This window comes from Streptomyces sp. NPDC053426 (genome assembly GCF_055585405.1).
In genome coordinates this window covers 22,978-35,918 of sequence record NZ_JBVJKE010000035.1, presented here as the reverse complement: position 1 = coordinate 35,918, position 12,941 = coordinate 22,978, and the positions used below count along the sequence as shown (strand labels likewise).

12 protein-coding genes and 2 pseudogenes are annotated in these 12,941 nt (G+C 72.2%); 4 read left to right on the top strand and 10 right to left on the bottom strand.

Features of this window, described 5'->3' with window-relative positions:
- Window positions 1-534 precede the first annotated feature (534 nt).
- A complete protein-coding gene (trpS, locus tag ACZ62B_RS37905; RefSeq protein ID WP_469693845.1) occupies window positions 535-1,569 on the top strand; it encodes a tryptophan--tRNA ligase in 1,035 nt (344 codons plus the stop codon).
- A gap of 83 nt (window positions 1,570-1,652) precedes the next feature.
- On the opposite strand, the pseudogene ACZ62B_RS37900 reads toward trpS, so the two are convergent.
- Window positions 1,653-1,940 (bottom strand): annotated as a pseudogene (locus tag ACZ62B_RS37900) (RNA-guided endonuclease TnpB family protein); the annotation flags it as partial.
- A gap of 29 nt (window positions 1,941-1,969) precedes the next feature.
- Between ACZ62B_RS37900 and ACZ62B_RS37895 the strand changes: the two are divergent.
- Window positions 1,970-2,161 (top strand): annotated as a pseudogene (locus ACZ62B_RS37895) (cysteine hydrolase family protein); the annotation flags it as partial.
- Window positions 2,162-2,189: 28 nt separating this feature from the next.
- Here the strand turns inward: ACZ62B_RS37895 and proC are convergent.
- From proC to ACZ62B_RS37855, 8 genes are all read right to left on the bottom strand, one after another.
- Window positions 2,190-3,002, bottom strand: coding sequence for a pyrroline-5-carboxylate reductase (gene proC, locus ACZ62B_RS37890; protein WP_344568478.1), 813 nt, complete (start codon window positions 3,000-3,002; stop codon window positions 2,190-2,192).
- 208 nt (window positions 3,003-3,210) lie between these two features.
- A complete protein-coding gene (locus ACZ62B_RS37885; RefSeq protein ID WP_469693844.1) occupies window positions 3,211-3,981 on the bottom strand; it encodes an ABC transporter permease in 771 nt (256 codons plus the stop codon).
- Entirely contained in the window at window positions 3,978-4,775 is a 798-nt protein-coding gene (locus tag ACZ62B_RS37880) for an ABC transporter ATP-binding protein (RefSeq protein WP_344568467.1), read from the bottom strand. The genes ACZ62B_RS37885 and ACZ62B_RS37880 overlap by 4 nt, the downstream gene beginning before the upstream one ends.
- Window positions 4,776-4,808: 33 nt before the next feature.
- Window positions 4,809-5,600, bottom strand: coding sequence for a class I SAM-dependent methyltransferase (locus tag ACZ62B_RS37875; protein ID WP_469693842.1), 792 nt, complete (start codon window positions 5,598-5,600; stop codon window positions 4,809-4,811).
- A 71-nt stretch (window positions 5,601-5,671) separates the two neighbouring features.
- Entirely contained in the window at window positions 5,672-6,178 is a 507-nt protein-coding gene (locus ACZ62B_RS37870; protein ID WP_344568457.1) for an EamA/RhaT family transporter, read from the bottom strand.
- Between the two features lie 135 nt (window positions 6,179-6,313).
- Entirely contained in the window at window positions 6,314-6,508 is a 195-nt protein-coding gene (locus ACZ62B_RS37865) for a DUF397 domain-containing protein (RefSeq protein WP_217137197.1), read from the bottom strand.
- Window positions 6,505-7,344 (bottom strand): helix-turn-helix domain-containing protein, encoded by an 840-nt coding sequence (locus tag ACZ62B_RS37860; RefSeq protein ID WP_468721887.1) that lies wholly within the window; start codon window positions 7,342-7,344, stop codon window positions 6,505-6,507. The genes ACZ62B_RS37865 and ACZ62B_RS37860 overlap by 4 nt, the downstream gene beginning before the upstream one ends.
- A 165-nt stretch (window positions 7,345-7,509) precedes the next feature.
- On the bottom strand, window positions 7,510-8,481 hold the full coding sequence (locus tag ACZ62B_RS37855) for a helix-turn-helix transcriptional regulator (protein WP_469693841.1): 972 nt from the start codon (window positions 8,479-8,481) through the stop codon (window positions 7,510-7,512).
- Window positions 8,482-8,543: 62 nt separating this feature from the next.
- Here ACZ62B_RS37855 and ACZ62B_RS37850 point away from each other — a divergent pair, with 62 nt between their 5' ends.
- Window positions 8,544-10,025, top strand: a complete 1,482-nt coding sequence (locus ACZ62B_RS37850) for an MFS transporter (RefSeq protein ID WP_468721865.1) — start codon at window positions 8,544-8,546, stop codon at window positions 10,023-10,025.
- Between the two features lie 49 nt (window positions 10,026-10,074).
- Here ACZ62B_RS37850 and ACZ62B_RS37845 read toward each other — a convergent pair whose 3' ends face one another.
- The gene (locus ACZ62B_RS37845; RefSeq protein WP_344568426.1) at window positions 10,075-10,401 is read right to left on the bottom strand and encodes an SH3 domain-containing protein; all 327 of its coding nucleotides are present in this window, start codon (window positions 10,399-10,401) and stop codon (window positions 10,075-10,077) included.
- Between the two features lie 184 nt (window positions 10,402-10,585).
- On the opposite strand from ACZ62B_RS37845, the gene ACZ62B_RS37840 reads away from it, so the two are divergent.
- Window positions 10,586-12,712: a serine/threonine-protein kinase gene (locus tag ACZ62B_RS37840; protein WP_469693839.1), complete on the top strand. Its 2,127-nt coding sequence runs from the start codon at window positions 10,586-10,588 to the stop codon at window positions 12,710-12,712.
- Window positions 12,713-12,941 lie beyond the last annotated feature (229 nt).

Below are 12,941 nucleotides of genomic sequence, written 5' to 3'. Positions count from 1 at the left end.
TTTCCCTTTCCGGCGGTTCCGACTCTATCAGATCCTTTCGGGCCTGATTCCCGGTCAGAGCGGGTTGTCTTCCCGGCCGTTGGGCCGTTCCGACGAGTGAGACTTTAGCGGATTCCCGGCTCCCGACCTAATCGGGGTCCTGCTCCCTTTCGGGTGCGGATTCCTCATTTCGCGAATACGCATGCCAAGGACGTGACAACAGACAGACTGCCGTCTCGAACAGAGGTGGTACTTGCGGAATGGCTGTCCGGGGACCGACCGGAGTCGGCGCTCACGTCGGACAACTCGGAGAACCATACGGAGCCGACCGGGGTGTGTCAACTCGCTGCCTCGCCCCACCCCCGGGGCGTACTCTGGTCCGTATGACGACGCGCACGTACAGCCAGTTCTGGTGGGCCGCCTGACGGCGGCCGCCTTCTACGTGCGCACTCAACGGCCGCCGCCTCGGCGGCCGTTTCTGTTTCTCCCTCCAGGACTCCGAGGGGCGGCCAGCCGGGGACGGCGGCCTCGGACCGGAGACGGAGAAGAGAAGAGATGACAAGGGTCTTCAGTGGGATCAAGCCGACCGGGCATCTGACGCTGGGGAACTACCTGGGGGCCATGCGGCAGTGGGCCGCGGTCGACCAGCACCAGGCGGACGCGCTGTTCTGCGTGGTCGATCTGCACGCGCTGACCGTGCACCACGATCCCGCGCGGGTGTGCAGGCTGAGCCGGCAGGCGGCGACGTTGCTGCTGGCGTCCGGGCTGGACCCGGCGCTGTGCACGCTGTTCGTGCAGAGCCATGTGGACGAGCACGCGCGGCTGTCGTATCTGCTGGAGTGCGTGGCCACGGACGGCGAGATGCGGCGGATGATCCAGTACAAGGAGAAGGCCGCGCGGGAACAGCGGCGGGGTGGGAGCGTGCGGCTGTCACTGCTGACGTATCCGGTGCTGATGGCGGCCGACATCCTGGCGTACGGGACGGACGAGGTGCCGGTCGGGCACGACCAGACGCAGCACGTGGAGCTGGCGCGGGATCTCGCGGTGCGGTTCAACCAGCGGTACGGGCACACGTTCGTGGTGCCGCGGGCGACGAATCCGTCGGTGGCGGCGCGGGTGATGAATCTGCAGGACCCCATGTCGAAGATGGGCAAGAGCGACGACACGGGGCCGGGGATCGTCTATCTGCTGGACGAGCCGGACGTGGCGCGGAAGAAGGTCATGCGGGCGGTGACCGACAGCGGGCGGGGCGTCGTGTACGACAGGGAGGCCCGGCCGGGGGTGGCGAATCTGCTGGAGATCCTCGCCGCGTGTTCGGGTGGGAACCCGGAGGCGTTGGCCGGTGTATATGAGTCGTACGGGGATTTGAAGAGGGACGCCGCGGAGGCGGTGGTCGAGGTCTTGAGGCCGGTGCGGGAGAGGCACAAGGAGTTGTGCGCGGATCCCGGCTATGTGGAGGGGGTGCTGCGGGATGGTGCGGAGAGGGCGCGGGGCATGGCTCGGCCGACCGTTGATGCCGCTTATCGGGCGATCGGCTTGTTGCCGGCGGGCTCGGATACCGGGGCGCCCGTGCTGAACGCGGCCCGGTAGGCGCGAGGGCTGGTGGCGAGGCGCGGTGCGAAGTGCTGGCGCATTGTGACTGCTCTCCTCCCTGTAGGGAGGGGATTCCTGGCTCAGGCCGCCTCCCGGAGCGGCGCTCCGGAAGGTCTTGTGCCCTCGACACCAGCCGGGTCCAGACCTGCCCGGACGAGCATCACGCGGGCAGAGTTCTTGTCCCTCGGACAGACGGCTCCGCACCGCGCGCAGTCCATGGTGGTGTGCGCGGGATGGACGAGCCGTACATCCCGGGCGTGCTTGCGGCCCATCTCGACCAGCGCCTGTTGGGTGGCGCCGATCGCGGCATCGGCCGCCTTACGGGCCATCGAGGTGCGGGCGAGGAACTTCGGCCGGAAGTCCTCCACCGGAGGTACGCGCGTTCGCCTTTCTCCTGGCGGAGCCGGGAGAAAGCCTCGGGTACGAGGTGGTGGTCGCGTTCGACGCGACGTACACCTTCGGCCTGGAGGGGCCCTTCGACTGGCGGCAGAGCGCGGACGAGTTGGCGCGGGCGTCGGCGGTGTCGCTGCACGGGAGCGGGTTCGCGACGGTGGTGACGACGGAGGACGTCCTGACCGCGGCGAAGTGAGCCCCCGTGCGGGGGCTCAGGCCGGTCGTCAGTCCTTGGTGCCGCTCGCGAGTTCGCGGCTGCGGTCGCGGGCGGCTTCGAGGGCGGCGATGAGGGCGGCTCGTACGCCGTGGTTCTCGAGTTCGCGGATGGCGTTGATGGTGGTGCCGGCGGGGGAGGTCACGTTCTCGCGGAGCTTCACCGGGTGTTCGCCGCTGTCGCGGAGCATCGTCGCGGCGCCGATCGCGGACTGGACGATCAGGTCGTGGGCCTTGTCGCGGGGCAGGCCGAGCAGGATGCCGGCGTCGGTCATGGCTTCGACCAGGTAGAAGAAGTACGCCGGGCCGGAGCCGGAGAGGGCGGTGCAGGCGTCCTGCTGGGACTCGGGGACGCGGAGGGTCTTGCCGACGGCGCCGAAGATCTCCTCGGCGTGGGCGAGGTGGTCTGCGGTGGCATGGCTTCCGGCGGAGATGACCGACATGGCCTCGTCGACCAGGGCGGGGGTGTTGGTCATGACGCGGACGACCGGGGTGCCGGTGGCGAGGCGTTCCTCGAAGAAGGCGGTGGGGATGCCGGCGGCGCCGCTGATGACCAGGCGGTCGGCGGGGACGTGGGGGGCGAGTTCGTCGAGGAGGGCGCCCATGTCCTGCGGTTTGACCGTGAGGATCAGGGTGTCGGCGGTCTTGGCGGCTTCCTGGTTGGAGACCGGGGTGACTCCGTAGCGGGTGCGGAGTTCGTCGGCTCGTTCCTGGCGGCGGGCGGTGACGAGGAGGTCGGTGGGGGCCCAGCCGGCGCGGATCATTCCGCTGAGCAGGGCTTCGCCGATCTTTCCTGTGCCGAGGACTGCGACTTTCTGGGTCATGACTGTTGGTGCCCTCCGGGGGTGGGTCGTCCCTCGTCATCCTTGCATCCCGGGGGCGGGCGGGGGTGGGGCGTCCAGTGGGCGGGATGTCGGCCGGGGGGCTCGGGGTGGGCCGGGGGTGGGTGTCGCTCGCCCCGCTTGGGGGGTGCCGTCCGCGCCCACCCGTGCCGCCCCAGCGGCACGACTGCCCGCGGGCTGGGGGGGGCGGCTACTGGGTCCTGCGCTTCAGGGTGGCCGCGCCCAGGGTGAGGACCAGGAGGGCGCAGCCCGCGACGATCGTCGTGTCGCGGACGAAGGCCGCGGTCATGTCGGTGTGCTTCAGGACCTCGTTCATGCCGTCGACCGCGTAGGACATGGGGAGGACGTCGGAGATGGCCTCCAGGGCCGGGTGCATGTTCTCGCGTGGGGTGAAGAGGCCGCAGAGGAGGAGCTGGGGGAAGATCACCGCCGGCATGAACTGGACCGCCTGGAATTCGGAGGCCGCGAAGGCCGAGACGAAGAGGCCGAGGGCCGTGCCGAGGAGTGCGTCGAGCAGGGCGATCAGCAGGAGCAGCCAGGGGCTGCCGGTGACGTCGAGGCCGAGGAACCAGACGGCGAGGCCCGTGGCGAGGGCGGACTGGACGATCGCGAGGGCGCCGAAGGCGAGGGCGTAGCCGGCGATCAGGTCGCCCTTGCCCAGGGGCATGGCGAGGAGGCGTTCGAGGGTGCCGGAGGTGCGTTCGCGCAGGGTGGCGATCGAGGTGACCAGGAACATCGTGATCAGCGGGAAGATCCCGAGGAGTGACGCGCCGATGTTGTCGAAGGTGCGCGCGCTGCCGTCGAAGACGTAGCGGAGCAGGAACAGCATCACGCAGGGGATGAGGACCATCAGCGCGATGGTGCGCGGGTCGTGGCGGAGCTGGCGCAGGACCCGGGCGGCGGTGGCGGTGGTGCGGGAGGCGTTGAGGGCGCGCGGCGGGGCGGGGGTGGTCGTGCTCATCGGGTCGTCTCCTTGGTGTTCGTACGGCCTGCCGCGGTCGCCTCGTCGACCAGGTGGAGGAAGGCCGCCTCGACGGTGTCGGAGCCGGTGCGGGTGCGCAGGGCGTCGGGGGTGTCGTCGGCGAGGATCCCGCCCGCGCGCATGAGCAGGAGACGGTGGCAGCGCTCGGCCTCGTCCATGACGTGGGAGGAGATCAGGAGGGTGGCGCCGCGTTCGGTGGCCAGGGTGTGGAAGAGCTGCCACAGGTCGCGGCGGAGGACGGGGTCGAGGCCGACGGTGGGTTCGTCGAGGACCAGGAGTTCGGGGGTGCCGAGGAGGGCCACGGCGAGGGAGACGCGGCTGCGCTGGCCGCCGGAGAGGTTGCCGGCGAGGGCGTCGGCGTGGGTGGTGAGGTCGACGTCGGCGATGGCCCGGGTGACGTTCTCGTGGCGGCGGTCGGCGGCCGCCCGGCCGGGGTCGAGGATCGCGGCGAAGTAGTCGAGGTTCTGGCGGACGGTCAGGTCGTCGTAGACGGACGGAGCCTGGGTGACGTAGCCGATGCGGGTGCGCAGGGTGGGGTGGCCGGCGGGGCTGCCGAGGACGTCCAGGGTGCCGGTGACCTTGGCCTGGGTGCCGACGACGGCCCGCATCAGGGTCGACTTGCCGCAGCCGGAGGGGCCGAGGAGGCCGGTGATCTGACCACGCGGGACGGTGAAGTCGAGGCCGCGCAGGACGGTGCGGGGGCCTCGGACGACGGTGAGGTCCTGGGCGTGGACGGCCGGTTCCTCCGGTGGGCGGGAGGAATAATTCATCATGTGATGAATACTCCTCCCGGGTCCGGGGAGGCGTCAAGCCGTCGGGGTCGGGGGTGTGGTGGCGAGGAGGAGGACGACGTCGTAGGTCTCCTCGACGGTGCCGTCCGGGAAGGCCGCGGTGAGGTGTTCGCGCTCCTCGGCGAGGAAGGTGGCGGCGCGGTCGCCGTCGACGAGGAGGACCGAGTGGCTGGCGAGGTTGGCCAGGTGGGTGTCGATCGGGACGCGGCGGCTCCAGCGGATCTCCCGGCGGGTGAAGTGCAGGAGGCCGGCGGGGTCGGCGGCGCGGGCGTTGGTGTTGCGCCGCTCGGCGGCGAGGTTCACGCCGAAGTGGCGCGCGGTGCGTTCGGCTTCCTCGGCGATCCAGGGCACGTCGAGCGCGTCGATGTTCCACCACAGGGCGAGTGCCCCGCCCGGCCGCAGGACCCGTACCGCCTCCGGGAGGGCGCGGGCCGGGTCGGTCCAGTGCCAGGCCTGGGCGTAGGTGAGGAGGTCGGCGCGGTGGTCGGCGAGGGGGAGGGCGTTGCCGCTGCCCCGGACGACCGGCACGTCGGGGAGGGCGCGGCGGAACTCGGCCGCCATGCCGTCACCGGGCTCGACGGCGATCACGTCGGCGCCGCGCGCGTGCAGATGGGCGGTCGCCATGCCCGTACCGGCGCCGACGTCCACGACCCGGGAGCCGGCGAGGGGGCGGCCGGTCAGCTCCTCGACCGTGTCGAAGAGGGCGGGTGGGTAGGAGGGGCGGTTGGCGGCGTACTGGGCGGCGGCCGCGTTGAAGGAGTGGGCTCGGGTGGTGCGGATGGTCTGGTCGGTCTTCGGTGCCGTCATACGGCCATGGTGGCCGGGCGCTCTTGGCGCATGGATGATTTTCGGGATGCCCGGCGGCCGTCGGGCAGGCGCTAGCGGCGGCGGCGCTTCTTCGACGGGTTGCCCGAGCGGCGGGTGGTGCGCTTCTCGTAGTCCGCTCGGGCCTTGTCGTACTCCGCGCGGCGGAGTTTCTCGCCCGGGGCCTCGGTGAAGGTGCGGAAGAAGTAGGCGAGGAGCGAGCCGACGAAGCCGATGGCCAGCAGGCCGCGCAGGGATGCCTGGCGGTCGGGGTCGGGGCGGGTGGTGAAGCCGGACCAGGTGTGGCGGAAGGCGAGCGAGCTGCAGATCGCGAACATCACGACCATGAGCAGCGAGACGAAGCTGCCGACGTCGGCGATCCGGAGCCCGTCGTAGGCGATGCGGAGCACGAGGCAGGCGGCGGCCGCGGCGGCGAGGGAACCCACCGCGACGCCGATACGGCGGCCCGTGTAGCCACCGGAGTGGTCGACCCACGTGGTGCCGAAGAAGCGGATGGGCTCGGGCCGGGGGCCGGTGGGGGTGGCCGGGGTGCCGTTCGGGTCGTTCTCTGCTGCGCTCACCGGTCGATTGTGACTCCTCCCCCGCGTGTGCACGCGGGTCCCCCTCCCTTGCCGGGGCCCGCCGCGGGCCGGTCGTGCACGGCCGTGCCCCGGGGCTCCGGACGAAGCCCCGGGGCACGGTCGTACGGCGTCGGCTCAGCGGGCCTCTTCGACGGCGTACCCGACGAACATCCCCCAGGCGTTCCGGCCGACGGCCAGCCCGGGGCGGGCGACGTCCTTGGAGTCCCTCACGCGGACCGTGTGGGAGGAGGCGGCCACCTCGACGCACTGGCCGCCCTCACCGCTGCTGTAGGTGCTCTTGACCCACGTCAGTTCCGTTGCGCCCTTCACAGTTCTCCCAACAGCTCCTCGACGAAGGCCATGGACTCCCCCGGAGTGAGAGCCTGGGCCCGGATGATTCCATACTGCGCCTCCAACTCCCGTACGGGAGCCCGGTCGGTGTAGAGCGAACTGCTCTTCTGGACCTCCGCGTACGCGATGCGCTGTCCCGACCTGGTCTCGATCAGGGTGAACGGGCCGGCGAGCCCCGCGTGGTCCTCCCGCCGCGTCGGCATCACCTGGATCTCGACGTTGCGGTGCTGCCCGGTGAGCAGGATCTGTTCCAGTTGCCCGCGGTGCACCTCCGCCCCGCCGATGGGGCGGCGCAGCACGGCCTCCTCGATGACGAAGCTCATCAGCGGCGCGGGCCAGCGCGCGAAGATCTCCTGCCTGCGCATCCGCGCGGTCACCCGCTGCTCGATCGTCTCCTCGTCGAGCAGCGGGCGGCGCATCGTGAAGACCGCCCGCGCGTACTCCTCCGTCTGCAGAAGCCCGTTGACCACATGTGTGTCGTACACATGCAGCTCGACCGCCTCCGCCTCCAGTCGCGCCGCGTCCCGGAAGAACGCCGGGAACTGGGCCCGCGCGACCTCGTCCTTCATCTCCAGCAGGACGCCGCCCGCGTCGAGCAGTTCGTCCGCCACGTCGATGAACCGGGGCGGCGGTACGCGTCTGCCCTGCTCGTACGAGGCGATCGTGGACGGCGAGTAGCCCGTCCGCGACCCGACCTCGGCACGCTCCAGTCCCGCCCGCGTCCGGAACCGCTTCAACTGCCGCCCGAACACCCGCAGGATGCCCGACCCCGGGTCCGGCGGGCCGGGGGCTTCCGCCTCCTCGTCCGCCACCATGGTTCCGACAGGGTCCTGTACCCGTTCGCTCATCCGACCGCTCACCTCCGCCGCGCACCGACAACAGCCGGTCGCGCCACGTCGGATCACGCCCGGCGAGAGCCACGCTAGGAAGCACCGGTTCGCGTCATCGGCGGGATCCCGGGAGTTCACCTGAACGGGAACTCACCCGGCGGGTTCCAGTCCTTCGTCGATGCGGGTGCGCAACGTGCGCAGCGCCTGCCTGAGTTCGGCCGGCTCGATGTCCGTGATGCCGGCGTCGAACGTGAGGAGCAGTCCCGCCAGGCCGGCCCAGGACCACGCGCCGAGTGTGAGGCGGCAGCTGGAGTCGGTGATGTGCTCGACCGTCGAGCCGCCGGGGGCGAACCGGGCGACGACGGGTGCGGGCAGTGCGAGGAGCGCGGAGCCGCGGCAGGGCCATTCCGCCGGGGTGTCGCCGCGGTCGTGGGTGCTCATGACGAAGGCGGCCGGATCGCCGTGCGGGACGTCGCGGCGGTCGAAGGTCCTTCCCGTGGGCATGCGCGGTGCGAGGCGGTCGACGCGCATCGCGCGCCAGCGGTCCGTGTCCGGTTCGTACGCGACGAGGTACCACCGTGCCGCCCATACGACGAGGTGGTGCGGTTCGAGCGTGAGCGTCGTCGGTCCGTCCTCGCCGGTGTGGTCCACGCGCAGGACGTGCCGCCGGTGGATCGCGCCGCCGATGACGCCGATGGCCTCGGCGTCGATGGGTGCTGCGGGGAACTCCCAGTAGTTGCGCGCCGCGGAGACGGTGAACGCCTCGGCGTGGTTACGGCTGCGGGCGGGCATCGCCTGCCGCAGCGTGGTGAGGGCGCGGGCCGAGTTCTCGCGGATGCCGGACAGGAGGGTGGGGACGGTCTGGAGCGCGACGGCCACCGCGACGGCCTGGTCCTCGTCGAAGACGACCGGCGGCAACCGGGTGGCGCGGCCGAGCCGGTAGCCTCCGCCCACCCCGCGCACGGCCTCGATCTCGTACCCGAGCTCCCTGAGCGTGTCGATGTCGCGTCGTACGGTCCGCACGGACGCCCCGAGCCGGGTGGCGAGCTGCTCGGCGGTCAGGGTCGCGCCGGTACCGAAGACCGACAGCAGCTTCAGCGCCCGCGCGGAGGTGGCAGCCATCGCTCGCTCCCCTCCGTCATTGCGGTCACTCGGTGGCAACTATAGCTGTCAACGTGTCCGCCATGACCGCTTCACACATCCGTCAAGAGGGGACGCGCTCATCCGCGGCCGCCTCACCACTCGTCTCCGGCACGCGTGCGGGCGCCGCGCTCCTGGTGGTGCTCTTCGGTTCCTTCCTGGACCTCCTCGACGCGACGATCGTCACCGTCGCGGCCCCGGCGATCGCCCGGGACCTGGGGGCCGGCGACGCCCAGATCCAGTGGATGATCGCCGCCTACGTCCTGGCGCTGGGCGCGGGCCTGATCACCGGCGGGCGGCTCGGTGACCGGTACGGCCGCAAGCGCCTGTTCATGACCGGGCTGGGCGGGTTCATGATCGCCTCCGCACTCTGCGCGCTGGCCGCCGGTCCGGGAACGCTCATCGGCGTGCGCGCCGTGCAGGGACTGACCGCGGGCGTCATGGTCCCGCAGGTGTTCGGGATCATCCGGGCCTCGTTCGCCCCCGGCGAGCGCGCCAAGGCGTTCGGCGCCTACGGGGCCGTCCAGGGGCTCGCCTCGGTCGCGGGGCCGCTGCTGGGCGGGCTGCTCATCGATGCCGACCTGTTCGGACTGGGATGGCGCACGATCTTCTGGATCAACGTGCCCGTCTCGGTCCTGGCGCTCGTCATCGGCGCGAAGGTCCTGCCCGAGTCCCGCTCCGCCTCGACCGCGCGGCTCGACCTCCGGGGCGCGCTGCTCGCGGCCTCGGGCATCCTGCTCCTGCTGTTGCCGGTCATCCAGACCGGGACCTGGGGATGGACCACGGGCAGTTACGCCCTTCTCGCCGCCGGCGTCGTCGTGCTGGCGCTCTTCCTCACCCACGAGCGCCGGCTGGCCGGACGCGGGGGCGAACCCGTCTTCGATCCGGCTCTGCTCCGCGTCCGCGCCTTCGCGGCCGGCCTGGGCGCGTCCGCGCTCTTCTTCGGCGGCCTCGGGGCGTTCTTCCTCACGCTGTCGGTCTACCTCCAGGCCGGCACCGGCCGCAGCGCGTGGGAGACCGGCCTGGTGATCCTGCCGTACGCGTTCGGCTCGATCATCACCTCGGGGCTCGGAGTCGCTCTCGCCGCCAGGGCCGGGAGGGCCTTGCTGATCACCGGCTCACTCACCGTCGCCGCGTCCCAGTGCGTCCTCCGGGTGGTGGTCGGGGAGAGCGACGATCCCGGGTACTGGCAGCTCGCCCCCGCCCTCTTCATCGGCGGCCTCGGGCTCGGTCTTGCCGCGCCCGTCCTCGTCAACGTCGTCCTCGCCGGCGTCCCCGCCCGCAACGCGGGTGCCGCGGGCGGGGTGCTCTCCACGGTCAACCAGATCGGCGGCGCCATCGGCATCGCCGCTCTCGGCACGGTCTTCTTCGGCGCCGTCACCGGATCGACGAACGGTGCACCGGGACCGGCCGACCACGGTCGCGCGTTCGGCCTCGTCCTCGTCGTCTCCGCGGTGCTCTACGCCGTGGCGGCCCTGGCGATGCTCGCGCTCCCCAGGACCGCGGCCGAGGTCGTCGACCGGTGAACCCGTACCGGGCTCCCTCCGCCGGCGTCGGCCCCGAGGAGGGACGTCGCTAGCAGCGGGGAGCCACGTACCCGTCGCTGCCGGTGCGGATGTACGCGTCGGAGACGTACTGGCCGCTGCCGATGTTGTCCCAGATGTTCGAGGTGCCGTACGGGCCCGACACCCACGTGCCCGGCGTCTGGCAGTTGATCCGGACCTCGGCGCCCTCGGACAGGACCCGGACGATGGAGTAGTTGGTTCCGGGGCCGCTGCGGACGTTCAGCCGGTAGCCCGGGGCGACCGGGTAGGAGGCCGCGGTCGTGGCCGCCATCGCCTCCACCGTCGCCGTCGCCTTCTCGTCCCCGCCCGCGATGTCCTGCGTCTGGTCGACAGACATGAGAAACCCTTCCCCCGTTGCACCCCACGACAGCCGTGGGGCCACGTTGATACCCCTGGAACAAGCCATGAAACACCAGTTCGCAACTCGCACACGAAGGCGGGCAAGCCGCCTCGGCCCCACACGCGCCATCGACTAGGCTCCGAGCGTCGCGCGCGCGAACGAACAGCACGGGGGTGGTTCCATGGCGCCGCAGCGGAACGCCGGAGCGGGCGCGGAAGCGGAACTTCCGGAGTACGCCGGTCACTACCGTCTGGAGTCCTGTCTGGGCTCGGGCGGCATGGGCGTCGTACATCTGGCCCGGAGCACCTCCGGGATGCGGGTCGCGGTGAAGGTCGTACACGCCCGGTACGCCATGGACCCCGAGTTCAGAGGGCGGTTCCGGCAGGAGGTGGCCGCGGCGCGGCGGGTGAGCGGGGCCTTCACCGCGCCGGTCGTCGACGCCGATCCGGAGGGCGGGCGGCCCTGGATGGCCACCCTGTACATCCCCGGTCCGACCCTCTCCGAGGAAGTGAAACGGAACGGGCCCATGGACCCGGACCAGTCGCGCCGGCTGATGGCCGGGCTCGCGGAGGCGCTGCGCGACATCCACCGGGTCGGAGTCGTGCACCGGGACCTGAAACCGAGCAACGTACTGCTCGCCGAGGACGGGCCGAAGGTCATCGACTTCGGCATCTCCCGGCCAAAGGACAGCGAACTGCGCACCGAGACCGGGAAGCTGATCGGTACGCCGCCGTTCATGGCGCCCGAGCAGTTCCGGCGGCCCCGGGAAGTGGGCCCCGCGGCCGACGTGTTCGCGCTCGGATCGCTCATGGTGCACGCGACGACGGGGCGCGGTCCGTTCGACTCCGACAGCCCGTACGTCGTCGCCTACCAGGTCGTGCACGACGAGCCCGACCTGACCGGCGTACCGGAGTCGCTCGCGCCGCTGGTGCTGCGGTGTCTCGCCAAGGAGCCCGACGACCGGCCCACGCCGGACGAACTGATGCGGCGACTGCGGTCGGTGGCGGCGGCGTACGACACGCAGGTGTTCGTACCGGCACCGCGGACGCCCGAAGCGCGGGAGGCACCGGAGGAAGCCGCGCCGGAGGCTTCGGACACACCTGAGGCGCGGCCCGCGCGGCGGCTCGGCGGGCGGACGGTTCTGGTGGCCGGGGTGCTCTGCCTCGCCGTGCTCGGCGGACTCGCCTCGGTGCAGGTGTTCGGCGGCGCGGAACCGGCACGGAAGACCACCGCCGCGCAGAGCGCGTCGGGCGGCTTCGGCGCGTGGGAGGCGGTGCCCGGCTCGGAGCACGGCGGCATGCCCCAGTGCTCGTACGGGGCGGAGAAGCTGCTGTGCGCGCTGCCCGGCCGGGTCTTCGCCCTCGATCCGGCCGACGGCCGCACCCTGTGGCGGCACGACGTCGCGGGGACGGCCCGGAGCGAACCGCCGGTCGTGTCGGGCGGTCTGGTCCAGCCCGCCCTCGACCGGATCGGTGACCTGGAGACGCTCGACCCCGCCACGGGCGAGCCGGTGTGGCGGGAGGACCCGCCCGAGTACGACGGAGTGCGGGCGGTCGGCGGCATGCTCCTGCTCACCCGCTCCGACGGGACGGTCACGGGCGTGGACGGCGCCTCGGGCGAGACCAGGTGGTCCCGTCGGATTCCGGGGCAGGCCGTGCCGTACTTCTCCTCGTTCGCCGGGGAGTCGGAGGAGTCGGGCGGGCCGTCGGCGTACGCGGTGAGCCCGTCCGGGGACGGGAGCGGGACCCGGGTCACCGCGGTGGATCCGGCGACGGGTGACGTGCGGTGGGACGCGGAGCTGGAGGGGGACCTGACGCCCGTGGGGGCGGCGGACGGGGCCGTGTACCTCGTCGCCGGCGGCGCCGTGTACGGGGACGCGAAGGCCGTGCTCCGCTACACGCCCGGCACCGGGGACGTCCGCCGGGTGACGCTGCCCGTGCCGGTCGCGCAGGCGGAGGCCGGCGTGCACGGGGACACCGTGTACCTCATGGGCGCGGGCGGTTCGCTGGTGGCCGTCGACATGGCCGCGGGGAAGCAGCGGTGGCGGCTGGAGACGGGCGTGAGCCGGGGCTCGGTGCCCGTCTCCGACGGGCGGCACGTGTACGTCACCGCTCCCGACGGGCGGCTGCTGGGCGTCGACGCCCGCGAGGGGAAGCTCCTCGGGCAGACCCGGCCGCGGCTCGGCGCGGAGTCCGACCGTGTCCCCGCCGCGCTGCCCGAGCCCGTGCTCGCGGGCGGCCACGTCTACGCCGGCGCGCCCGACGGGACGGTGTTCGGGGTGTCGGGCCGGGATCCGGAGAGCTGGTAGGGGCGTACGGGTCGTCGCCCCGCCGCCGGAAGGTCGTCCAGCGCGTACCGCCCGTCGGACGCGCGCGTGCGTGAGCCCGCCGGGGCGTCGCGCGAGGCGGACGCGGGCCGGCGGGCTCGGTGTACGGGGCCGGCGGGCGGCCTTACCGGCGGCGTCCCCGGGCCGACGGGACCGTACGGGCGTGGCCCCTGGGTCGACGAAAAGCGCCGGGCGGTCGTCCAGCGCGTAC